The sequence below is a fragment of the Pseudomonas sp. PHC1 genome, from assembly GCF_046487845.1.
Lineage (GTDB): Bacteria > Pseudomonadota > Gammaproteobacteria > Pseudomonadales > Pseudomonadaceae > Aquipseudomonas > Aquipseudomonas sputi.
This window is the reverse complement of record NZ_JBJXHJ010000001.1, coordinates 435,644-457,764: the sequence shown is the minus strand read 5'-3', so window position 1 is coordinate 457,764 and position 22,121 is coordinate 435,644. Positions and strand designations below refer to the sequence as shown.

Genomic DNA, 22,121 nt, shown 5'->3' with positions numbered 1-22,121 from the left:
ACGCCATGGAATCGGATTCCATGGCGTTGGTCTTGCGGGTTATCCGCGCTCGGGCGGCACCGATGACAATTCGAAGGGGCTGCTGCTGCGCCGCTGGTTGCGGTCCTCCCGCGGCGTGGCGCCGAAGAAGTTGCGATAGGCGCTGGAGAAATGCGGGCCCGAGGAGAAACCGCACGACAGGCCGATCTGGATGATCGACTTGCTGGTCTGCATCAACATCTGCCGGGCCTTGTTCAGGCGCAGTTCCAGGTAGTACTGGCTCGGCACGCGGTTGAGGTATTGCTTGAAGATCCGCTCCAACTGGCGACGGGACACGCACACATGCTGGGCGATTTCGTCAGTGGTCAGCGGCTCTTCGATATTGGCTTCCATCAGCAGCACCGCCTGGGTGAGCTTCGGATGGCTGGAACCGAGACGGTTCTGCAACGGAATGCGCTGACGCTCGCCGCCTTCGCGGATGCGCTCGACCACCAGTTCTTCGGACACCGCGCCGGCCAGTTCCGCACCGTGATCACGGGCCAGCACCGCCAGCAACAGATCGAGCACCGACATGCCGCCGCACGCCGTCAGGCGATCGCGATCCCAGTCGAACAGGTGGCTGGTGGCGATGACTTTCGGGAAGCGCTCGGCAAAATCGTCCTGCCAGCGCCAGTGCACGGCTGCGCGGTAACCGTCGAGCAGACCGAGTTGCGCCAGCGGATACACCCCCGCCGACAGACCGCCGATCACACAACCGGCGCGCACCAGTTGCTTGAGCGCGCTGCTGAGTGCCGGCGCCAACGTGGTCGGTGGCTCGTCAGCGAGCAGGAACAGTTTCTGGAAGTTTTCGAGCTTGCCGGCCCAGGGTTCGCCGGGCAGTTGCCACTCACCTTCGGTCGGTGCTTCGGCCTGCAGGAACGACAACTCGTAAACCACGTCCGGATGCACACGCTGGGCAACACGCAAGGCCTCCTCTGCCAGCGCCAAAGTCAGAGCTTTAGTGCTGGGCCAAATCAGGAAACCAATTCGATGGGCAGTCATGGCGGGCGATCCGAAACGTAAACAGAGGGAAAAACCGAAATCGGCTGCAACCAAATTAGACCATCTGGCGCGCTGCGCAGCATGACCTAATCTGGTGCATAACGGGAGCGATTACTTGAGGCTGCCCGAGAGGAATTGTTGCAAACGTTCCGATTGCGGATTGACCAGCACTTCACGCGGGTTGCCGCTTTCTTCGACGACGCCTTTGTGCAGGAACACCAACTGGTTCGACACTTCACGGGCGAAGCCCATTTCGTGGGTCACCACCACCATGGTGCGGCCTTCCTGAGCGAGGGCCTGCATGACTTTGAGCACGTCGCCGACCAGTTCCGGGTCCAGCGCCGAAGTCGGTTCGTCGAACAGCATCACTTCCGGTTCCATCGCCAGCGCACGGGCGATTGCCACACGCTGCTGCTCGCCACCGGACATGTGGCCCGGGAACGCGTCTTTGCGATGAGCCACGCCGACCTTGTTCAGGTAGTGCTCCGCTTTCTCGCGGGCTTCGGCCTTGGACACGCCGAGCACGTGGACCGGCGCTTCCATGATGTTTTCCAGCGCGGTCATGTGCGACCACAGGTTGAAGTGCTGGAACACCATCGACAGGCGCGAACGCATGCGTTGCAGCTGTTTCGGATCAGCGGCCTTCAGCGCGCCGTCCTTGTTGGCCACCAGTTTCAGCTCTTCGTTGTTGAGCAGGATCTTGCCCGCGTGCGGCTGCTCGAGCAGGTTGATGCAGCGCAGGAAAGTACTTTTGCCGGAGCCACTGGAGCCGATGATGCTGATCACATCGCCGGCGGCCGCTTTCAGGGAAACGCCCTTGAGCACTTCGTGACTGCCATAGCGTTTATGCAGGTCTTGGACTTCAAGTTTGTACATGCGGTCGGTTCTCACAAAAACAGTCAGTCGTTGAGCAAAGGGCCGTCGCGCAGCGCATCGCGCCCCGCCACTTTGGCCAGCCAGAAACCGGGTTGGGCGTAACGCAGCCGCTCAATGGCAAACAGCACCCCGGACGTACCAGCACACACCGTGCTGACCCGATCCGACAGCGGATCGATCACTTCGAAAATCGTGTCACCGGCTTCAACCCACTCGCCGGGCTTGCGCAGAAAACTCACCACGCCCGGATGCGGCGGCAGGAGCAATTCAGTGCCCTCGAACGGCATGCCTTCACACGGCTCGTGCGCCGCATTCGGCCACTCGCCACGGATCAGGCCCTGCTCGGCGAGGAACGCCAGAATGCCTTCGGCCCAGGCTTGGGCCTGCGCCGGCGTGGTGTCAGCCTGACCGCCGAGTTCAACGGTGGTTGCCAAACACGCCAGAGGAATCTGCGCGTTCGGGAACAGGCGCGACAGGCGCAACCACGGCAACGAACAGGCCTCGTCGAACGAGCTGCCGCCGGAATCTTCCGCCAGCAGACCCACTTTCACATCCAGGTGCGCGGCGAGCGAACGCCACTGCGGCCAGTGTTGCGGCAAAGCGTACATGTGCAGCGCGGCTTCGCAGTCGCAGTGCAGGTCCAGCACCACATCGGCGGTGGCGGCATGTTGCAGCAGGACGCGCTGCATGCCTTGCAACTGGCTGCTGGCCTCGGGCAATGCAGCCAGGTGATCGGCCATCGCCTGACGGATCAGGCGGATGTTGGCGTGCGGATCATCACCGAGCTGCCCTTCCAGCGCAGCGGCCACGGGGGCGCTGAGCTCGACAAAATCACGGTTGAAATTCTTGCCGCTGCCGGCCTCGAAACGGCCCTGATGGTTGCCTTGCAGCAACTGGCCAAGGCCCAGCGGGTTGGCCACCGGCACCAGTTCGATGACGCCGTTGAGCAGGCCCTTGGCTTCAAGTTCGCCGAGGCGTTTTTTCAGTTCCCAGGCGGTGCGCATGCCGGGCAGTTCGTCAGCGTGGAGGCTGGCCTGGATGTAGGCCTTGCGCTCGCCGCTGCCGAAGCGAAAGACCGAGATCCGGCGCTCGCTGCCCAGGTGGCTCCACGGCAGAACGTGGTCGATGCGTTCCATATCAGTGCTTCCTCGGGGCCAGGTAGCTCAGCCAGCGACGCTCGGCCAGCTTGAACAGGCGCACCAGAATGAAGGTCAGGCACAGGTAGAACACGCCGGCGGTGATGTACGCCTCAAACGGCAGGTAGAACTGCGCGTTGACGGTACGGGCCGCGCCGGTGATGTCGATCAGGGTCACGATGGACGCCAGACTGGTGGTCTGCAGCATCATGATCACTTCGTTGCTGTACTGCGGCAGCGCCCGGCGCAGGGCCGATGGCAGCAGGATGCGCTTGTACATCTTGAAGCGCGACATGCCCATGGCCTTGGCCGCTTCGATCTCGCCGTTCGGCGTGGCCTTGAGGCTGCCGGCAATGATTTCGGCGGTGTAGGCGCTGGTGTTGATCGCGAACGCCAGGCAGGCGCAGAACGTTGCGCTGGACAGCCATGGCCACAAGAAACTTTCACGCACCGCTTCGAACTGGGCCAGACCGTAGTAGATCAGGAACAGTTGCACCAGCATCGGCGTGCCGCGAATCACGTAGGTGTAAAGCCACGCGGCGCCGTTGACCACCGCGTTCTTGGATACACGCATCAGCCCCAGCGGCAGGGCCGCGAGCAGGCCGAAGAACAGCGACAGCGCGAGCAACTTGAGGGTCGTGACCAGACCGCCGAGGTACAGCGGCAGGGCCTCCCAAATGACGTTGTAGTCGAAGATCATAGATCAGCCGCCCTTACGCCTACCGAGTAGCGCTTCTCAAGGTGACGCAGCGCCAGCAACGAAACGCTGGTGATCACCAGGTACATCGCCGCCACTGCGAGGAAGAAGGTGAAAGGCTCGCGGGTGGCGTCGGCCGCCTGCTTGGCCTTGAACATCATGTCTTGCAGACCGACCACGGAAATCAGCGCGGTGGCCTTGGTCAATACCAGCCAGTTGTTGGTGAAGCCCGGAATCGCCAGACGGATCATCTGCGGCACCAGCACCCGGAAGAACACCTGGAAGCTGCTCATGCCGTACGCCATGCCCGCTTCGGCCTGACCTTTGGGGATCGCCATGAACGCGCCGCGGAAGGTTTCCGACAGGTACGCACCGAAGATGAAACCGAGGGTGCCGATACCGGCGGCCAGCGGGTTCAGGTCGATGTAGTCGTCATAGCCGAGCATCGGTGCGACGCGGTTGAGCAGGTCCTGACCGCCGTAGAAGATCAGCAGGATCAGCACCAGGTCGGGAATCCCGCGGATCACCGTGGCGTACAGATCGCCCAGCCACGCCAGCCAGCGCACCGGCGACAGGCGCAACGCGACGCCGATCAGCCCGAGAACGATGGCCAGGGCCATGGACGACAAGGCGAGCTGAAGCGTCAGCCAAGCGCCATCGAGGATGACAGCCCCGTAGCCTTTCAACATGATTCAGGTCCTCGAAAGTTGGGATGAAAAAATGGCGCAAACCGCAGAGATCCTGTTGCTTGCGCCATTTCGGACGGGTCGAGCGACGTCTTTACTTGCCGTAAATGTCGAAGTCGAAGTACTTGTCCTGGATTGCCTTGTACTTGCCGTTCTCGCGGATGGCCGCGATGGCGGTGTTGATCTTGTCTTTCAGGGCGTCGCCCTTGCGTACGGCGATACCTACGCCGTCGCCGAAGTATTTGACGTCGGTGAACGCCGGGCCGACGAACGCGAAGCCTTTGCCGGCGTCGGTTTTCAGGAAGCCGTCATTCAACAGCGTAGCGTCTGCCACGGTGCCGTCGAGGCGGCCGGCGGCCACGTCGAGGTAGATTTCGTTCTGCGAGCCGTACGGCTTGATCTCGGCACCCAGCGGGGCCAGGACTTCGCGGGCGAAACGCTCGTGGATCGAACCACGCTGCACGCCGATGTTCTTGCCTTTGAGCTCGGTCAGGCCTTCGCTGACAGCGGTGCCTTCTTTCATGACCAGGCGAGCCGGGGTGTTGTAGTACTTGTTGGTGAAGTCCACCGACTTCTTGCGATCTTCAGTGATCGACATGGACGACAGGATCGCGTCGATCTTGCGCACTTTGAGCGCCGGGATCAGACCGTCGAACTCTTGCTCGACCCACTGGCACTTGACCTTCATTTCTTCGCACAGCGCGTTGCCGATGTCGTAGTCGAAACCGACGATGCTGCCGTCCGGCGCTTTGGAGGCGAATGGAGGGTAAGCCGCTTCGATACCGATTTTCAGAGGCTTTTCATCGGCGAATGTCGGCAGGGACAGCACGGACAGTGCCAGGGCGCCAAGCAGCACAAGTTTCTTCATCTTGGGACTCCATCGGTAAAGGGCAAAAACGGCAGAGTGAGCAACAGCCCAATATGCGAATGGGTGAATCGGGAAAGCAGTGCTGCATCCGTGGGAAATTTCCCATTGAAACCGTCAGCGATTTCAACACGAGCCACGGCGAGCGAGTGATCGGCATTCTAACGACAGGCCCGAAGCCGATATTTCTTCAATGCGACAACTAATTACAGATGCACCGAGAAACCCGCTTGAGCACATTGACAGCCCTGCAATTTCATGCAAGAGCGAAAGACAGTGAACCGATCTATGCTGCAAATTGCGGGCCTATTATTCGCAAACCCTTCTAATCCGGCAAGCGCGGGGTTACGTCTTATTTTTCACTGGGGGTTTTAAGGCCCTGAAACGGGGCGATGCGTTTCTCATTGCCCCGTTGCGGAGCGGGCGGTTACACATTCGGTTACCTGAAGGATGACGGGTAACAGTGGGAATGGGCTTACAGAGCAATTCGATAATTATTGACCGAAGAATCCCCCGTAACGGATCGCTCCCACGCTCCGAGCGGGAATGCAGCCCGGGACGCTCTGCGTCCCACAAGCGGACGCAGAGCGTCCAGGAAGGCGTTACCAGGCGGAGCGTGGGAACGATCACACCAGAAATGAAAAAGCCCCGCCCGGCGCAATGCCGGACGGGGCTTTTCAGCCTTCAGACCCGCCGCTTACGCGACGTTCATGGTCTTGTGCGTATCGATCAGATGCTGCACCACACCCGGATCCGCCAGGGTGGAGATGTCGCCCAACCCTTCGTATTCGGCGGTAGCAATCTTGCGCAGGATGCGGCGCATGATCTTGCCCGACCGGGTCTTCGGCAGCCCCGGCGCCCACTGGATCACGTCCGGCGAAGCGATCGGCCCGATCTCCTTGCGCACCCAGTTCTTCAGTTCCAGGCGCAGTTGCTCGCTCGGCTCTTCGCCATTCTTCAGGGTGACGTAGACATAAATGCCCTGCCCCTTGATGTCGTGCGGCACACCGACCACCGCCGCTTCGGCGACTTTCGGGTGAGCGACCATCGCACTTTCGATCTCGGCAGTGCCCATACGGTGACCGGAGACGTTGAGCACGTCGTCCACGCGACCGGTGATCCAGTAGTAACCGTCGGCATCGCGACGGGCGCCGTCACCAGTGAAATACATGCCACGGAAAGTCTTGAAGTAGGTGTCGACGAAACGGTCGTGATCGCCGTACAGGGTGCGCGCCTGACCTGGCCACGAATCGAGAATCACCAGATTGCCTTCGGCCTCGCCCTCGATGATGTTGCCGAGGTTGTCCACCAGCGCCGGCACCACCCCGAAGAACGGACGCGCCGCCGAACCCGGCTTCAGCGCATGAGCACCCGGCAGCGGGCTCATCATGTTGCCGCCGGTTTCGGTCTGCCACCAGGTATCGACGATCGGGCAACGGGATTTGCCGACATTCTTGTAGTACCAGTCCCAGGCTTCCGGGTTGATCGGCTCGCCCACCGAACCGAGCAGACGCAGGCTGCTGCCGTCTGCGCCTTCAACGGCGGCGGTGCCCGAGGCCATCATCGCGCGGATCGCGGTCGGCGCGGTGTAGAGGATGTTGACCTTGTGCTTGTCGACGATCTTCGCCACCCGGGTGATGTCCGGGTAGTTCGGCACGCCTTCGAACAGCAGCGTGGTCGCGCCGTTGGCCAGCGGGCCGTAGACGATGTAGCTGTGACCGGTAACCCAGCCGACGTCAGCGGTGCACCAGTAGATTTCGCCCGGACGGTAGTCGAACACGCGCTCGTGGGTCATGGCCGCGTACAACAGGTAGCCGCCAGTGGTGTGTTGCACGCCCTTCGGCTTGCCGGTGGAGCCGGAGGTATAAAGGATGAACAGCGCTTCTTCGGCGCCCATCTCTTTCGGCGCGCAGACCGTGCCCGCCACTTTCATCAGGTCTTCGTACCAGATGTCGCGATGCTGGTTCCACTTGATGTCGCCGCCGGTGCGCTTGCACACGATGACTTTCTGGATGCTGCTGGTTTCCGGGTTGGTCAGGGCGTCGTCGACGTTGGCCTTGAGGGAAATCTTCTTGCCGGCACGGATGCCTTCGTCAGCGGTGATCACCACTTTCGAGCGGCAGTCGATGATGCGACCGGCCAGGGCTTCCGGCGAGAAACCGCCGAACACCACCGAGTGAATCGCGCCGATCCGGGTGCAGGCCAGCATGGCGACCACGGCCTCGGGGATCATCGGCATATAAATGGTCACCACGTCGCCGCGGTGCACGTCCTGGCCACGCAGGGCGTTGGCGAGTTTGCACACTTGTTCGTGCAATTCGCGGTAGGTGATGTTGCGGCTTTCGGAAGGGTCGTCTCCTTCCCAGATGATGGCGACCTGATCGCCGCGCTCGGCCAGATGACGGTCGAGGCAGTTGTAGGAAACGTTCAGGGTGCCGTCGGCAAACCACTTGATGTCGACATGGTGATCGTCGAACGAAGTCTGTTTCACCGTGGTGAAAGGCTTGATCCAGTCGAGGCGCTTGGCTTGTTCGCGCCAGAAGCCGTCAGGGTTGACGACCGACTGTTGGTACATGGCTTTGTAGGTCGCCTCGTCGGTCAGCGTATTGGCCAGAACCTCGGGACGAACGGGATACAGGGAAGCCGCACTCATCTTTCCTACCTCGGTGTAATAGTTGTTTTTGTATGACCCTGTTGTAGCCGGGGCGCCCGTATAGAACCATTCGACGATGGTAGTAACAAGCCCCTACAAAATGTGGCGATTGCCGCGAACCCCGCCGGCCACGGCCTTTCAGGCATTGGCTCGGGCCGGGAAATTTTGGTTTTCGGGGGATTGTTACCAAATCTGCCAAAGGTGTTTATCAAAACCGGGTCTGTTTACCCCTGCCCCGTCTCCCTAAAATTCACCTCGCCGACAAGGCAAAGCGATTAACAAGGTTACAGCCCCCACGAAGGCCGTTAATCCCGTTCTGAAGCAACAAACCCAAATGATGAAGTTCCACACGCAACCCCAAAAAGGTTGCGTGACCCCACTCGACCTCAAGAAGGTAAATTCAAATGAAAGCTTTATTGGTTCTGGCCCTCAGCAGTCTGTGCGCAACCGCCATGGCAGACGAGGTCCCGACTGATGTCGCCCAGCAGCAACCGGCCATCGAGGAATACACTTACTCCACTCACCTGGACATCGCCAAAGTTGTTTCCATGAGCGAAGTTCCGAATGTCTGCGAAGTTGTTCCGGCAAAAATGGAGTACGACGACTCCAAGGGTCAGCGTCATATCCTGCGTTACAGCATCATGGGCAACGGCTGCACCAATTGATGCGTTGAGACTGCACCGAATCGGATCACTCGGCGCAACATCGAGGGTCGATTCCAGCCCGGCTTCGGTCGGGCTCAGTTGTGTTTGAAGCGGCGCAAAAGGGTTGCAAAACACAAGATATAGTGAAAAACGCGGTTTTTTGCTCGTTTTTTGAGCAATCAATCACACGCCAAAAAATTAATGAAAAAAAATTCTCTCAGGCCAATCCCGGCGAAAGCCCTGTAAACCCTCGCTCCGATCGAAATCACCCTCACGCTCGACCGCCCTGCGCTGTTTCGCCCTCCCCCACGCCCGTGTTTTTTTCCCTATAATGCCGCCCTAATCGGGTCAGCAATATTCCCTTACAGGGATCAACGCCATTCTGAAGCCCCGCAGCAGCGACAACGCTGACCTGCGCCCGTCAGAGGCTCTCGGAAACCCGAAAAATTTTCTGTTTATTGCCTGCGTAGCACCGCTGCAAAAAACGACATCCAACGCGGCCTGTACGGCCGTGTGAAAAACCAACCAATCAGTTTTCACACGGGCACAGGCCCTCACGCAGGAGACGACACGTCATGCTGAGCTGGGACGAATTCGACAAAGAAGACAGTGAAGTAGCAGCAGTGAAAGGCGCCAACGCCGGCCACGCTAGCGAAGCCAACATGGACCGCCTCGACAGCGCCGGCGGTGCCGCTGCTCTCGAAGCCCGCGCCGTGACCGCCGAAGACTCGGCCGCCGTGGCCCGCGCCAAGGCTGCACTGGATTCCCTCGACGTCGCCGAAGGCCTCGCCGAACTCGAAGGCTCCGCCGCCCGTGTCGCCGTTGACGAAAAGCGCATGATCAACTGCCGCGCCGACCTCAACCAGCTCGTACCATTCAAGTACGACTGGGCCTGGCAGAAATACCTGGACGGCTGCGCAAACCACTGGATGCCGCAAGAAGTCAACATGACCGCCGACATCGCCCTCTGGAAAAACCCGGAAGGCCTGACCGACGACGAGCGCCGCATCGTGATGCGCAACCTCGGCTTCTTCTCCACCGCCGACTCCCTGGTGGCCAACAACCTGGCCCTGGCCGTGTACCGCCTGATCACCAACCCGGAATGCCGCCAGTACATCCTGCGCCAGGCGTTCGAAGAGGCGATCCACACCCACGCCTACCAGTACTGCATCGAATCGCTGGGCATGGATGAAGGCGAGATCTTCAACATGTACCACGAGATCCCGTCGGTCGCGAAAAAAGCCGCCTGGGGCCTGAAATACACCCGCGCCATCTCCGACCCGGAATTCAACACCGGCACCGTCGAAACCGACAAAGAGCTGCTGCGCAACCTGATCGCCTACTACTGCGTGCTGGAAGGCATCTTCTTCTACTGCGGCTTCACCCAGATCCTCTCCATGGGCCGCCGCAACAAAATGACCGGCGTCGCCGAGCAGTTCCAGTACATCCTGCGCGACGAATCCATGCACCTGAACTTCGGCATCGACGTGATCAACCAGATCAAAATCGAAAACCCACACCTGTGGGATGCCGAAATGAAGGAAGAAGCTTCGCAGATGATTCTGCAAGGCACTCAGCTGGAAATCGAATACGCCCGCGACACCATGCCTCGCGGCGTACTGGGCATGAACGCGGCGATGATGGAGGACTACCTGAAGTTCATCGCTAACCGTCGTCTGTCGCAGATCGGTTTGAAGGAAGAGTACCCAGGGACCACTAACCCGTTCCCTTGGATGAGCGAGATTATGGACTTGAAGAAAGAGAAGAATTTCTTTGAGACTCGTGTGATCGAATACCAAACTGGTGGTGCTCTGAGCTGGGATTAATAGTCTCGCTCGCCACGATTTGACGATTGCTGCTTGAGTCGTCGAATTGAGAAAGCAAAAAGCCCCGATTTGATCGGGGCTTTTTTTATTTGCGGCTGTTTGTACTTTTCCGTCCCTACGTTACAGCGCTCAATCTCCTACAGCACTTACAGCCGCTTCGCATTGAAGCCAACTGCAAGCACCTCTAAGCTCGATTGCAGGTGCCTAAGAAACACCCAACGTAGAAAGCTTGGCCAGTTACACAGACGCTTATAACGTCGGTGGAACTGCCCCGCTCGTTGGGATTTCTTAAGTCCACTCTACGTTGGGGCCAGGCCCTCCAAAAATCTAAACGTAGAGGTAATGGATATGCCCGATCCTTTTTCTGTAACCGTCTTCACTCGTCACAACCTCGCATTACACGCCCTTCTGCTCGAAAACCAACCGTGGTTCTGCGCCCGCGATGTTGGCCGCTTGATGGGTTTCCATCTGTGCGAACGCATGGTCAATAAGCTAGACAAGGATCAACGTCGTGTTTTGTGGATTGAATATTTTCGGCAACCCGAAAAGCAGTTGATGCTCAGCGAGTCTGGTGTGTATGCGCTGCTGGTGTATCACTACGTTCCAGGGAATCGTTTGTTGCGTGAGTGGTTAACTCTGCAGGTGGTGCCGGCCTTGCGTGATGCAGAACACGCGGGACACTCAGAACGGCCGATGTTGAGCTTGTTGGATTGGCCGGAGATGTCGTTGAGTCTGCTGCATTGGCAGGATGAAGGCTGGATTCGGCTGCGGGATATGCCTTATCTGCTGAACGATCAGACGCAACGACGGACACCGGCGAAGCCTTGGTGGAGAAAGGTTGCGCAGGTGTTTCAGTCTTCAAGGCATTCCATGGGTTAGTGATGGTGGTTGTAGGACTTCGCGAGATCCGTCGTTATTTTCTGTAGGAATTTTCGTAGACATCGGTAATGGCCACTCAGTATCGTCCGAGGGTTTTCAACCCTCGGCGATTGTATGGACACCTCGAAAGAAAAAACTGGCTGGAGTGATGAGGAGCTAGAAGCTTCTGTAGACGCTTATCTGAAAATGCTGGTTCTTGAACAACAAAATCAGCCATTCAATAAAGCGGACGAAAATCGACTCTTGCGAAAAGGCCCGCTAAGCAAACGCAGCGCCTCGTCAGTCGAGTACCGCATGCAGAACATCTCTGCAGTAATGGATCAATTGGGGCTGCCGAGAATTACAGGCTATGTTTCGGCAAAAAATCTCGGCTCCGGTGTCATTGCGCGTATCAAAGAGATCCTGGCTAAAAAAGACATGGAAGCCATACGAAACAGCTCACGAGGAGGTGCTCAGCTGACTCGACTCCGGCTGGTCGAACCTTCCGCTCCTGAGCTGAATGATGCGCCTCCGGGTGTATTAAACCCGAAGCTGACTAACGCGACGGTAGTTAGGCTTTCGCGCAAATTAAATGTGAAAAAATGGGTTCTAAAACGTTCTCAGGGCATTTGCGAAGGATGTGGCCAAAAAGCGCCATTCCAGGATGCTGATGGCAAACCATTTCTTGAAGTTCATCATTTGAAACATCTTGTTAACGGCGGGACAGACCGTACGAGCAACGCAGTAGCCCTGTGCCCGAACTGCCATCGACGTTGCCATTACTCGAGCGACAAAGATGAGTTCACTGCTAAGTTTTATAGTAGCGTCGAGGGATTAGAGGCCGAATAGCTACAGGGTATTCGGCAGTCAGCCAATTAGAACTCGTTAACCCAGTTGTCCGTTTTGGGGCAGCTTCACAAAATCCCCTCCCCCCACTCAAGGACCCGAGCCCCACCATGAAATTCGACCTCGCCTACTGCCTCAGCCTCGACGACAAACTGTCGATCTATGACGTTCGCGATCTCAATTTCGATGAGACGGTGGCGTTCGATTCTGCGAAGGAGCATTTCCAGTGCCCCAACGACGCCTGTCGTGCGGCGTTCGATACTTCCAACGAGTTGGGCACGTTCAACGCCAAGAACGTGAATTACGTGCGCACGCCGCACTTCAAGAATCTGCCCGGTACGCAGCATGTGGCGGGTTGTCCGTACGTGAGTTTGAAGACGTCGGCGTCGGGGGTTGAGGCGGCGGATGGAGAATTGGATGACGGGCGGGAGGAGCATTTCCCGTCGGAGTTGTTGCTGACGCGCCGTGAGTATGTGCGCAAACCTGCCGCGCCAGCGGGGGCGGCGGATGTGTTGCGGGATGATCCGGTGCGGGTGGCGACTTCTCCCTCAAAAGAGTCGCCGAGTCGTGAGACGGTGCCCGACAAGACCAGTGTTTTCGCTCACCCCGTGGAGTGTTTTGTGTCGAACTTCGCGGACAAGGATTTGCTCAAGCGCATGCCGTTGAAGATTGGCGAGCACACGGCGCCGTACAGTTCGTTCTTCAAGAAGATCGAGTACTTGATGGACAACAAGGGGCTGATTTACTGGGGCCGGATCAAGAAGATCGAGGACTTTCACAGCGCCAGTTTCCGGATCGATTTCGAGGACAAGGTCTGGTTCAAGAAACCGGATGACAGCAAGAAAAAGCCTTATCCGGTCAGTGTCTATCTCAACAAAAAGCTGATCGACAACTACCGCAAGCGCAAGGCGTTTCTGGAAGAGATCAAGCATGCGATCGACAGTGACAAGGAGTTGTTCTGCTTCTTCTATGGCGTGACGCCGGAGTTGAAGCAGGTGCCGGGCAAGAAGAACCCCGAAAAGCCTTTCGAGGTCTTCAATGCCAATATCGAGAACCTGGATCACTTCATCATTCGTGAAGCGCCGGGTCTGGCGTGAGGGTTAGCCCTGGGGCAGTTGCAGTTGGACGGCGCCGGGGTGTTGCTTGATGAGGGAGTACGGCAGGATCGACCAGTCCGGCGCATCGCAGGCGCGGGCGACGCGAGCAAAGTAGGCGCTCAGGTACAGGCCTTTCGGGGTGAAGTGCCAGGACGGATAACCCCAGATGCTGTCATCGGTGTAGTCGCAACTGTCTTCATCGCCGTCCGCCGGTTTCTTCATTTCATCTGGGTAGAGCACGGTGAGTTGTTTGATCAGCCACGGCACCCACACTTCGCGCTGATAAGTCGAGCGCGCTGCACTTTCTTGTTCGTTCAGCGGCTGATCGCCCAGGCTGTCGCGCTCGGCGTGCAGCAGAGGTTTGCCCTCGCCGACCCACAACACATCTTCCAGGGACAACGGATGGCCGGTGTTCACGTCGATGTTCAGCGGCGAATCGCCGAAGTCCGGGTGCGCGCCGCCGCAGTAATAACTGGTCGAGATATTCAGGCTGACCACCGCCGGCGAGATCAGTTGCGGTTGCGCCTGCTGCATGAATTCGACGTTTTCCCCGCCCTGCAACTGGCAGCCGTGATAGCTGATGACTTCGCTCCACAAGCGCCCGAGCAACTGTTGGTTGACCCGTTGCAGGTCATCTTTCGGCAGGCCGGATTCCACGGTAAACAAGGCAATCTTCGACTCGGGCTCCGTCCACCATTGCAGGGTGTAGCCCATGAAGTCTTCTTTCTTTGTGGCTTTGAGCTTGAGCCCCTGTAGCCGCAAGTATTCATACGGCTCGCTGGCGGGCAGCGTGGCGATGAAGGGCAACGTGGTGGCGGTCGGCGCAGCGATTTTGGCCTCGGAGAGTTGTACCGCAAGTTTTTTGCCCTTCGGGTTTTGCCATTCGCCCTGCCAGCCGTCGGCGGTTTCCTCGAGCTTGAGGGTCGGCAGCGGCTTGTCATCGCCGTAACGATTGTTGCCCTCGACCAGCGTCAGTGTGCTGTCCTGCAACGCGCCGCTCAGAGGCAGATCGCGATGATATTTCTCGTAAAAGTAACGACCGGTGACTTCGTCCTGCTGCTGGGTGTTGAGCTCAACCACAATCGGCGTCTTGCCCAGCGTGCCGGTAAACACACGTCTGCCATCGTCAGCCTGAGCGGTGGAAAGCAGTGAAAACAGCACGGCGGCGTATGGCAGGCGCAACAGTCCCTTGAGCATGGATCGATCCCTGAGTGAATAAGGCTGCGGAGTATGCAGAGGATGCGCGCAGGAATCGAGGTGCTACTTCAGTGTCATGCCCAGCATCACGATGATGAGTAGCGCGATATACACCCACGCATGCACCCGATCCGGTATTCGCCCGATCCACGGCGTAGCCAGTCGAATCCCCAGTATCGCGCCCAGCGTCAGCACCAAAAACGCCAGCAAATCCACATACCCGATAAACCATGGCCCGAGTTTTGTCTCGCTGAGTCCCGCCATCGCCATGTACGTCAGGGTTCCCGCCAATGCCACCGGCACACTCAGTGGGTTGGCCATCGACGTCGCCTGCGACATGCTCAACCCGCAACGCCGCAACAACGGCACGGTCATGACGCTTCCTCCTACGCCAAGGAAGGTTGCGATGGCGCCGATGCCTACACCGCCACCAGAAGTTTCCACCGTTCCCAGTCGCCGTGGGATAACGCCTTCGGACTGCGTAAGAAAGCCGCGTCGCAGCAGGCAGTCGACAATCGTCACGCCGAGGTAGGCGATGAAGGCATAGCGGATGACTTCGCCGCTGACCCACACCGCGGCGATTGCGCCGACGACCGCGCCCAATCCGATGAACCCGCTCAAGGGCCACAGGTAATCCCGGATGAGGTTGCCGGCGCGGCGGTGTTTGCCGGCTGCGACCAGTGCGTTGACGATCATCACGCAGGTCGAGGTGGCGACAGCGATGTGCATCGCCGATTGACTGATCGGCTCGTCGGCGCCGTGGCTGGCGGTGAGCATGCGGTACAGCAGCGGCACGACGACGAAGCCGCCGCCGAAGCCGAAGAGCACGGCGGTGACGCCGGTCAGGCAGCCGAAGAGTGTCAGCAGAAGGTAGAACATCGCGCGTCGTCCGTAGTTTGGGAGCGCTCGACGATAGAGCCGCGGCGCTTGGCCTGCTTCAGCAACTCAGCCAATAATGTTTGCGTTTACGCCAACTGCTGGATGCCGCTCGATGCGCAATGTTTCGATCAATCTGCTGGATGACACACCGCGCCCGGTGGTGGCGATCGGTACGGATTATTCCCACGGCTATCTGTTGCCACGTCATACGCATCGACGGGCGCAATTGTTGTACGGCGCGACCGGGGTGATGCAGGTCAGCACGCATGACGGCAACTGGGTGGTGCCGCCGCAGCGGGCGGTGTGGATTCCGCCGGGCGTGGCGCATGAGGTGTTGATGCTGGGGGTCAGCACGCGCAGTTTGTATATCGAGCCGGGGGCGGTGGTTCTGGGTGAGCGTTGTCAGGTGATCAGTGTGTCGCCGTTGATGCGGCACTTGCTGATGGAAGCCGTGGAGCTGCCGCTGACGTATGACCTGAGCGGGCGCGACGGCGTGCTGATCGATTTGTTGCTGCATGAATTGGTGCGCAGTGCACCGTTGCCGTTGCATATCCCGCTGCCGCCTGACGGAAGACTGCTCGAACTGTGTCAGACCTTTCTGCATCAGCCGAATGCCCATCAATCCCCCCAGCAATGGGCCGATCAGCTGCACGTAAGCTTACGCACCTTCAACAGAGTGTTTCGTCAGCAGACCGGCCTGAGTTTCAGTCAATGGCGCCAGCGCGCCTGCGTGGTACTGGCGCTGGCACGGCTGGCGGCGGGTGAAGCGGTGACGCGGATCGCCCTGGATTTCGGCTATGACAGCCCGGCGGCGTTCTCGACGATGTTCCGTCGGATCCTCGGTCAGCCACCGTCCGTCTGGTTGGAGGCGGCGAACTAGGGCAAATCAAAAAATGCGTTTGATCCCGGCCGAAAACAACTGTACAAAAACACAGTACATTTTCCATCAGCACTCTCGAGCCCGGAGCACACCATGGCCTCTTCAGCGATGAACCTCATCCTCGAACGTATCGCCCTTTTCCAGTTCACCCCCACCCATTGCGCCCAGGCCCGAGGGATGTTGGGCTGGAGCGTTGAACAGTTGTCGCGAGAGGCCAAGGTTTCGGTAGACGACATCCAGCGGTTCGAAGCGCAGCAGGACGTGGCGGATGCGGCGCGGCTGGCGTTGACGTATCGATTTGAGGCGCAGGGGCTGGTGTTTTTTCCGGGGTTTGCACCGGGGCGTTCGACAGGCAATGGTTCGACAGCCGAATCAGTGCGTGGGGATTATGCGATGGCGGAGTGATCCGGTTCGCCTCATGGAGGCGAACCCGCATCAGTGAGTCAGGCCCCTTGAACCACCACCTCACTCTCCCCTTCAACCGCCAACCACCACGCACTTCCACGTTGGGGTTGTGCCAGGTTGAAAGCCTCGCCCATTTGAGGCGTGGTAATGGAAACACTGCGCTCCCAGGCCAGCGCAAGTATGCGGTCGAAGGGTTCGTGCCAGGCATGCATCGCCAGGTCGAACGTGCCGTTGTGGATCGGAAACAACCAGCGGCCCTTGAGATCGATGTGGGCTCGCAGGGTCTCTTCCGGCTGCATGTGCACGTGAGGCCACTCGACGTTGTAGGCGCCGGTCTCCATCAGGGTCAGGTCGAACGGGCCATACTGTTCACCAATGCGCTTAAAACCGTCGAAGTAGCCGCTGTCACCGCTGAAGAAAATCCGCGTATCGCCGTCGATGATCACCCACGAAGCCCACAAGGTCTGGTTGCCATCGAACAGGCCCCGGCCGGAAAAGTGCTGCGACGGGGTGGCGATGAAGCGGATGCCGGCGATTTCGGTGCCTTGCCACCAATCGAACTGGCGAACCTTGCCGGCATCGATGCCCCATTTGATCAGGGTGTCGCCGACGCCCAGCGGGGTCAGGAACACGTTGACCTTGTCCGCCAGTTTCAACACCGCTTCATAGTCGAGATGGTCATAGTGGTTGTGCGACAGGATCACCGCTTCGATCGGCGGCAACTCGTCGATGCTGATCGGCGGCTGATGGAAGCGTTTCGGGCCAGCCCATTGCACAGGCGAGGCGCGCTCGGCAAACACCGGGTCGGTGATCCAGAACTTGTCTTGCAGTTTGAGCAGCAGGGTCGAGTGACCGAGTCGATAGACGCTGTGGTTGGGAGCGGCGATCAGGTCGGCGCGGGTCAGTGGCTGCACCGGGATGGCTGCCGCCGGCCGAGTGTTGCGTGGTTTGTGGAAGATCATGTTCCACATGATGCGAAGCATCTTGCGCAAGCCTTCGCGCTGCACCGGCGCGTGGTTGCGGAAAGTCCCTTCGGCCTGGCGCGAAGCTTCAGGTGCAGGACTAACTGCGGGAGAAATTGATTTGGCCATGACTGAAAAACTCCAGGAAACCGCGCAACTCACGGCTTTCCACGGTGGGACGATAAATGGCCAAGGCACGCACGCATCAGCCGGGCATCTGGTTTTAGGGTTCACCGATTAACGCAACATTACACTGACCGGTGTACTTTCTAGGTTGCATCAAACCCGATGACAAGTAAACTGCCGAGTGTAATTCCACCCTTTTCCTGCCCGAATCGAATTTATGACAGCTCCCCAGCGCCTCACCGACCGTAAACGCGAAGCCATCATCCAGGCCGCGATCGCCGAATTCCGCACCAACGGTTTCGAGGTCACCAGCATGGACAGGATTGCGGCCACCGCCGGGGTGTCAAAGCGTACGGTGTACAACCATTTCCCCAGCAAGGAAGAGCTGTTCGCCGAAATTCTCAACCAGTTGTGGGCCAGGATCAGCACCGAGCACGTCGTGTCGTATCAGCCCGATCAGCCTTTGCGCGATCAATTGCGAACGATGCTGATGGCCAAGCTGCAGATGATGGCGGACGACAATTTCATGAATCTGGCCCGTGTCGCCATCGCGGCCGCGATCCACTCGCCGGAACGCGCGCAGAACATGGTGGCGCGCATGGGCGAACGTGAGGAAAGCGTGACGGTGTGGATTCGCGCCGCCCAGGCGGACGGTCGGCTGAAACCGGTCGATCCGGCGTTCGCCGCCCATCAGGTTCAGGGGCTGCTTAAAACCTTCGCCTTCTGGCCGCAGATCTCCCTGGGCCAGCCCTCGCTCGACAGCACCACGCAAAATGCTGTGGTCGATGCTGCACTCGACATGTTTCTGGCCTGCTATCAGCTCTAGATCAGGCCTGCGCCACGGTAAATGGCTCACAAGGACAGTGAGTTTTCCCGCTGGAATAAATGACAATGTCTGTCATTGACCGATGAACGGTCTGTCTGAAGTATTACACTGCAAAGTGTTTCAGAATGAATCTGGCGCAGAACATCATGGAAAACCAACGCGGCAAAGGCTTGTCATTCGCCAGGCGCATTTATTTGCCACGGGCCATCGGACTGGGCATCGGTTTCTTCAGTGTGGGTGCCGCGCTGTATCCGTTGAACATGCCGTCCTGGCTCTGGGCCGTGTTGCTGTTTAACGGTTTTCTCTGGCCGCACGTGGCCTATCAATGGTCGACACGTTCGGCTTTCCCCTATCGCGCCGAACGTCGCAATCTGCTCTATGACTCGGTATTCGGCGGCTTCTGGACCGCGTGTTTCCAGTTCAATCCGCTGACCACCGTGACCATCCTGTCGATGATGACCATGAACAACGTGGCCGCCGGCGGACAGCGTCTGTTCCTGCTGGGCGCCCTCGCCCAGTTGATCGGCGTGCTGCTGGGCTGGTCGGTGTTCGGGGTCCATTTCACCCTGACGGCCACGCAGACTCAGGTCTGGGCCTGCCTGCCGATGCTGACCCTGTATCCACTGGCATTGGGCATGGTCTGTTACAAGTTGGCGATCAAACTCGCCGAACACAAACGCACCCTGAGCGCCCTGAGCCGTACCGACAGCCTCACCGGTCTGCTCAACCACGGCGCCTGGAAAGACCTGCTGCACCTCAAGTTCCAGCAGTGCCGGCAACACAATTCCCAAGCGATCCTGGCGCTGATCGACATCGATCACTTCAAGTCGATCAACGACAGTTACGGGCACATCGTCGGCGATGCGGTGCTACGGCAATTGAGCCGTGAGTTGAAATTCGTGCTCGACAAAAGTGAGCTGGCCGGGCGTTACGGTGGCGACGAATTTTGCGTGATTCTGCCCAACCTGCCACTGAGCAAGGCCGAAGCGCTGATGGAGCAACTGCGTCAGGGAATGGATCGATACCGCCATCCCGACATGCCCGAGCTGCGGGTCAGCCTGAGTATCGGGCTTGCTCGCTATCAAGCCTCTTACGCCGATGCCGTTGAGTGGTTTGAAGACTCCGACAAGGCGCTCTACACGGCCAAGCACACGGGACGTAACACCATCAGCGTAGCGTTGAGCCGATCCAGCGCGTGAAAACTTATACAAAATCAGGAAAAATCGATTTCTTGTACAAGTTTATAAAGTTTTGTATAAGTTAATCCGCCGGCCGGGATGCTGGCACACTGCTGCCAGCCATCAACGTAACCCGGCTGGCCGACGCGGAAACAGGGACCCCACCTTCAGCCCTATTTCCAGAGTGCCATGAGCATGATTTTCAATCGTCACAAGACCGCCCTCGTCGATCTTCAAAACACCATCAACCAACAAGCTGGCCTGCTGGAGGCGATCAACCGTTCCATGGCCGTGATCGAATTCGACGTCGACGGTGTCGTTCTGCACGCCAACGACAATTTCCTGAAAACCATGGGTTACACCCGCGAACAAGTGGTCGGCCAGCCCCATCGCCATTTCTGTTCTCCAGAGTTTGCCCGTGGCAATCAGTACACCGAGTTGTGGTCGCGATTGAAAAGCGGCCAGTTCCAGTCCGGCACCTTTGAACGTATCGACAGTCAAGGCCGACCGATCTGGCTCGAAGCCAGCTATAACCCGATCAAGGATGACTCGGGCCGGGTAGTGAAAGTGGTCAAGTACGCCATGGACGTCACCGCCAAAGTGCAGCAGGAAAGCGAAGCCAATGCGAAATTGCAGGCCATCGACCGCGCCATGGCGGTGATCGAGTTCGATCTCGACGGCAATATCCTCATCGCCAATCAGAATTTCCTGACGCGCATGGGTTACACCCTCGCCGAACTCAAAGGCAAACATCACCGTTTGTTCTGTCCTGCGCAACTGGTCAACAGCAGCGCCTACCAGGATTTCTGGCGTCGATTGAATCAGGGCGAACTGTTCCAGGGCCAGTTCGAACGTGTCGACAAACGCGGGCAGACCGTGTGGCTGGAAGCCAATTACAACCCGGTTTACGACGCCGCCGGCCGCTTGTGCAAAGTGGTGAAATTCGCGTCGGACGTCACCGCCCGGGTCGAGCAGCATGAACAGGATGCGCGCAGTGCCAGCGCCGCTTATCACATCTCGGTGGCCACCCGGAAAGTCGCCGAGCAAGGTACGCAAGTGATCCAGCAAGCGGCCAGTGAAATGCGCGAAATTGCCGACGACATCGCCGAATCCTCAACCCTGATCGCGCAGCTCGGCGAACGCTCCGAGCAGATCACCGCCATCGTCAACACCATCCGCGCGATTGCTGATCAAACCAATCTGCTGGCCCTGAACGCTGCCATTGAAGCCGCTCGTGCCGGCGAGCAGGGTCGCGGCTTTGCCGTGGTGGCCGATGAAGTGCGGCAACTGGCGGCACGTACCAGCGGTTCGACAGCGGAAATTTCCAACATGATCGGCCTGATCCAGACGGAAACCCGCCAGGCGATCAAGAGCATGGACGGCACCCGAGGGCGTGCGGCGCAAGGTGTCGAGCTGGCGGATCAGGCCGGTACGGTGATTCTGCAGATTCGCGATGGCGCCAGCGAAGCCGTGGAAGCGGTGAGCATGTTCGCCAATGACCGGGCACCCGGTCAGGCATAATCACGGCAACCGCAGAACCCGCCCCAGTTCATCGAACAGCGTGACCACCGAGCGCAACGCACGGCAGTCCGGGCGGGTCAGCAACCACAACGCGGTGTCGTAACCGTGCAAGGGTTCGCTCAGGGCTTGCAGACCATCACCGATCAGAAAATCCGGCAATGCCGCCACACCCAGCCCCGCACGCACCAGTTCCGTCACCGACAGCATGCTGTTGCAACGATAGCTCGGTGTCACACCCGGCAACTGCTGGCGACGCCAGGCGACGGTCGGATGATCGGGCAGAAAGTCGTCCGGGGCGATCCAGGTCAGCGCCGCCAGATCGGCCGCATCGACCTTTTCTAGATAACGCTGACTGGCGCAGACCCGGTAGGCAATCTTCGCCAGTTGCCGTCCGACCAGATGCTCCGGCGGTGTACGCGTCAGGCGCAGGGCGATGTCGGCATCGCGGCGGCTGAGGTTGGCGAAATCGTTGGAAGTGCTCAGCTCGATGGTCAGCGCCGGATAGTTCGGCATGAACTGCGCGAGCGCCGGCAGCAGCAAACCTTGCAACACCGAGTCGGTACAGGTCAGGCGCACCGTGCCGCTGACCACTTCCCCGCCCTGCTCCACGCCGATTCGGGCGGCCTCCAGGGCTTGCTCGGCGCGTTCGGCCTGCTCGGCCAGGGTTTGTGCAAGGCTGGTGGGCAGATAGCCGGCGCGGCTTTTTTCGAACAGTTGCTGACCGAGCGCGGCTTCGAGTCGGCGTACGGCGCGAAACACCGTCGATACATCGACCCTCAACAGCTGTGCGGCCCGGGCCAGAGAGCCGCCGCGCACTAAAGCGAGGATCAGGGCCAGATCCGGGAAATCGAGTCGGTATTGCGTGGCTGCATTGATCACTTGGGCAAACGCCAATTTAGAGTGCGTGAACGCCAATCTATAGTGAGCGTCATCCCTCAACAAG

Annotated in this window: 21 protein-coding genes and 1 pseudogene; 11 read left to right on the top strand and 11 right to left on the bottom strand. The window is 59.0% G+C overall.

Annotation, left to right across the window (positions count from 1 at the left end):
* Positions 1–39: 39 nt before the first annotated feature.
* From argR to acs, 7 genes are all read right to left on the bottom strand, one after another.
* Complete coding sequence (argR, locus tag ACKJSM_RS02080) at positions 40–1,020, bottom strand: transcriptional regulator ArgR (RefSeq protein ID WP_085709719.1); 981 nt, start codon at positions 1,018–1,020, stop codon at positions 40–42.
* Positions 1,021–1,131: 111 nt separating this feature from the next.
* A complete protein-coding gene (locus ACKJSM_RS02075; RefSeq protein WP_003227281.1) occupies positions 1,132–1,896 on the bottom strand; it encodes an ABC transporter ATP-binding protein in 765 nt (254 codons plus the stop codon).
* A gap of 23 nt (positions 1,897–1,919) precedes the next feature.
* The gene (locus ACKJSM_RS02070) at positions 1,920–3,032 is read right to left on the bottom strand and encodes a succinylglutamate desuccinylase/aspartoacylase family protein (protein WP_410236515.1); all 1,113 of its coding nucleotides are present in this window, start codon (positions 3,030–3,032) and stop codon (positions 1,920–1,922) included.
* 1 nt (position 3,033) lies between these two features.
* Positions 3,034–3,732 carry an ABC transporter permease gene (locus tag ACKJSM_RS02065; RefSeq protein ID WP_007951062.1) on the bottom strand — a complete coding sequence of 233 codons (699 nt, stop codon included), beginning with the start codon at positions 3,730–3,732 and terminating at the stop codon, positions 3,034–3,036.
* On the bottom strand, positions 3,729–4,418 hold the full coding sequence (locus ACKJSM_RS02060) for an ABC transporter permease (RefSeq protein ID WP_236177871.1): 690 nt from the start codon (positions 4,416–4,418) through the stop codon (positions 3,729–3,731). Before ACKJSM_RS02060 ends, ACKJSM_RS02065 begins: the two co-directional genes overlap by 4 nt.
* 91 nt (positions 4,419–4,509) lie before the next feature.
* Complete coding sequence (locus ACKJSM_RS02055; RefSeq protein WP_192562087.1) at positions 4,510–5,283, bottom strand: ABC transporter substrate-binding protein; 774 nt, start codon at positions 5,281–5,283, stop codon at positions 4,510–4,512.
* Positions 5,284–5,977: 694 nt separating this feature from the next.
* A complete protein-coding gene (gene acs, locus ACKJSM_RS02050) occupies positions 5,978–7,933 on the bottom strand; it encodes an acetate--CoA ligase (RefSeq protein WP_007951065.1) in 1,956 nt (651 codons plus the stop codon).
* A gap of 404 nt (positions 7,934–8,337) precedes the next feature.
* Here acs and ACKJSM_RS02045 point away from each other — a divergent pair, with 404 nt between their 5' ends.
* From ACKJSM_RS02045 to ACKJSM_RS02025, 5 genes are all read left to right on the top strand, one after another.
* Positions 8,338–8,598, top strand: coding sequence for a DUF2790 domain-containing protein (locus ACKJSM_RS02045; protein WP_011335542.1), 261 nt, complete (start codon positions 8,338–8,340; stop codon positions 8,596–8,598).
* 554 nt (positions 8,599–9,152) lie between these two features.
* Positions 9,153–10,403 (top strand): ribonucleotide-diphosphate reductase subunit beta, encoded by a 1,251-nt coding sequence (locus ACKJSM_RS02040; protein ID WP_007951068.1) that lies wholly within the window; start codon positions 9,153–9,155, stop codon positions 10,401–10,403.
* A gap of 348 nt (positions 10,404–10,751) precedes the next feature.
* Positions 10,752–11,282: a Bro-N domain-containing protein gene (locus ACKJSM_RS02035; RefSeq protein ID WP_236178102.1), complete on the top strand. Its 531-nt coding sequence runs from the start codon at positions 10,752–10,754 to the stop codon at positions 11,280–11,282.
* A 114-nt stretch (positions 11,283–11,396) separates the two neighbouring features.
* On the top strand, positions 11,397–12,110 hold the full coding sequence (locus ACKJSM_RS02030) for an HNH endonuclease (RefSeq protein ID WP_410236514.1): 714 nt from the start codon (positions 11,397–11,399) through the stop codon (positions 12,108–12,110).
* Between the two features lie 107 nt (positions 12,111–12,217).
* Complete coding sequence (locus ACKJSM_RS02025; RefSeq protein WP_410236513.1) at positions 12,218–13,204, top strand: hypothetical protein; 987 nt, start codon at positions 12,218–12,220, stop codon at positions 13,202–13,204.
* Between the two features lie 3 nt (positions 13,205–13,207).
* Here the strand turns inward: ACKJSM_RS02025 and ACKJSM_RS02020 are convergent, their stop codons facing one another.
* Both ACKJSM_RS02020 and ACKJSM_RS02015 read right to left on the bottom strand, forming a co-directional pair.
* On the bottom strand, positions 13,208–14,401 hold the full coding sequence (locus ACKJSM_RS02020) for a hypothetical protein (RefSeq protein ID WP_410236512.1): 1,194 nt from the start codon (positions 14,399–14,401) through the stop codon (positions 13,208–13,210).
* Positions 14,402–14,464: 63 nt separating this feature from the next.
* Positions 14,465–15,280 (bottom strand): sulfite exporter TauE/SafE family protein, encoded by an 816-nt coding sequence (locus ACKJSM_RS02015; protein ID WP_410236511.1) that lies wholly within the window; start codon positions 15,278–15,280, stop codon positions 14,465–14,467.
* A gap of 112 nt (positions 15,281–15,392) precedes the next feature.
* Between ACKJSM_RS02015 and ACKJSM_RS02010 the strand changes: the two genes are divergently transcribed.
* Both ACKJSM_RS02010 and ACKJSM_RS02005 read left to right on the top strand, forming a co-directional pair.
* The gene (locus ACKJSM_RS02010; protein ID WP_410236510.1) at positions 15,393–16,160 is read left to right on the top strand and encodes an AraC family transcriptional regulator; all 768 of its coding nucleotides are present in this window, start codon (positions 15,393–15,395) and stop codon (positions 16,158–16,160) included.
* A 93-nt stretch (positions 16,161–16,253) separates the two neighbouring features.
* Positions 16,254–16,565: an XRE family transcriptional regulator gene (locus ACKJSM_RS02005; protein ID WP_236177865.1), complete on the top strand. Its 312-nt coding sequence runs from the start codon at positions 16,254–16,256 to the stop codon at positions 16,563–16,565.
* A gap of 38 nt (positions 16,566–16,603) precedes the next feature.
* On the opposite strand, the gene ACKJSM_RS02000 is transcribed toward ACKJSM_RS02005, so the two are convergent.
* Positions 16,604–17,656, bottom strand: a complete 1,053-nt coding sequence (locus ACKJSM_RS02000; protein WP_410236509.1) for an MBL fold metallo-hydrolase — start codon at positions 17,654–17,656, stop codon at positions 16,604–16,606.
* A gap of 214 nt (positions 17,657–17,870) precedes the next feature.
* Here ACKJSM_RS02000 and ACKJSM_RS01995 point away from each other — a divergent pair, with 214 nt between their 5' ends.
* The 4 genes and pseudogenes from ACKJSM_RS01995 (at position 17,871) to ACKJSM_RS01980 (ending at position 21,178) form a co-directional block, all read left to right on the top strand.
* A complete protein-coding gene (locus ACKJSM_RS01995) occupies positions 17,871–18,479 on the top strand; it encodes a TetR/AcrR family transcriptional regulator (RefSeq protein WP_236177863.1) in 609 nt (202 codons plus the stop codon).
* 146 nt (positions 18,480–18,625) lie between these two features.
* Entirely contained in the window at positions 18,626–19,678 is a 1,053-nt protein-coding gene (locus tag ACKJSM_RS01990; protein ID WP_236178101.1) for a diguanylate cyclase, read from the top strand.
* A 168-nt stretch (positions 19,679–19,846) separates the two neighbouring features.
* Positions 19,847–20,626, top strand: a pseudogene (locus ACKJSM_RS01985) (PAS domain-containing protein); the annotation flags it as partial.
* A 51-nt stretch (positions 20,627–20,677) separates the two neighbouring features.
* Positions 20,678–21,178, top strand: coding sequence for a methyl-accepting chemotaxis protein (locus ACKJSM_RS01980; protein WP_373874285.1), 501 nt, complete (start codon positions 20,678–20,680; stop codon positions 21,176–21,178).
* On the opposite strand, the gene ACKJSM_RS01975 is transcribed toward ACKJSM_RS01980, so the two are convergent.
* Complete coding sequence (locus ACKJSM_RS01975) at positions 21,179–22,120, bottom strand: LysR family transcriptional regulator (protein WP_236177862.1); 942 nt, start codon at positions 22,118–22,120, stop codon at positions 21,179–21,181.
* Position 22,121 lies beyond the last annotated feature (1 nt).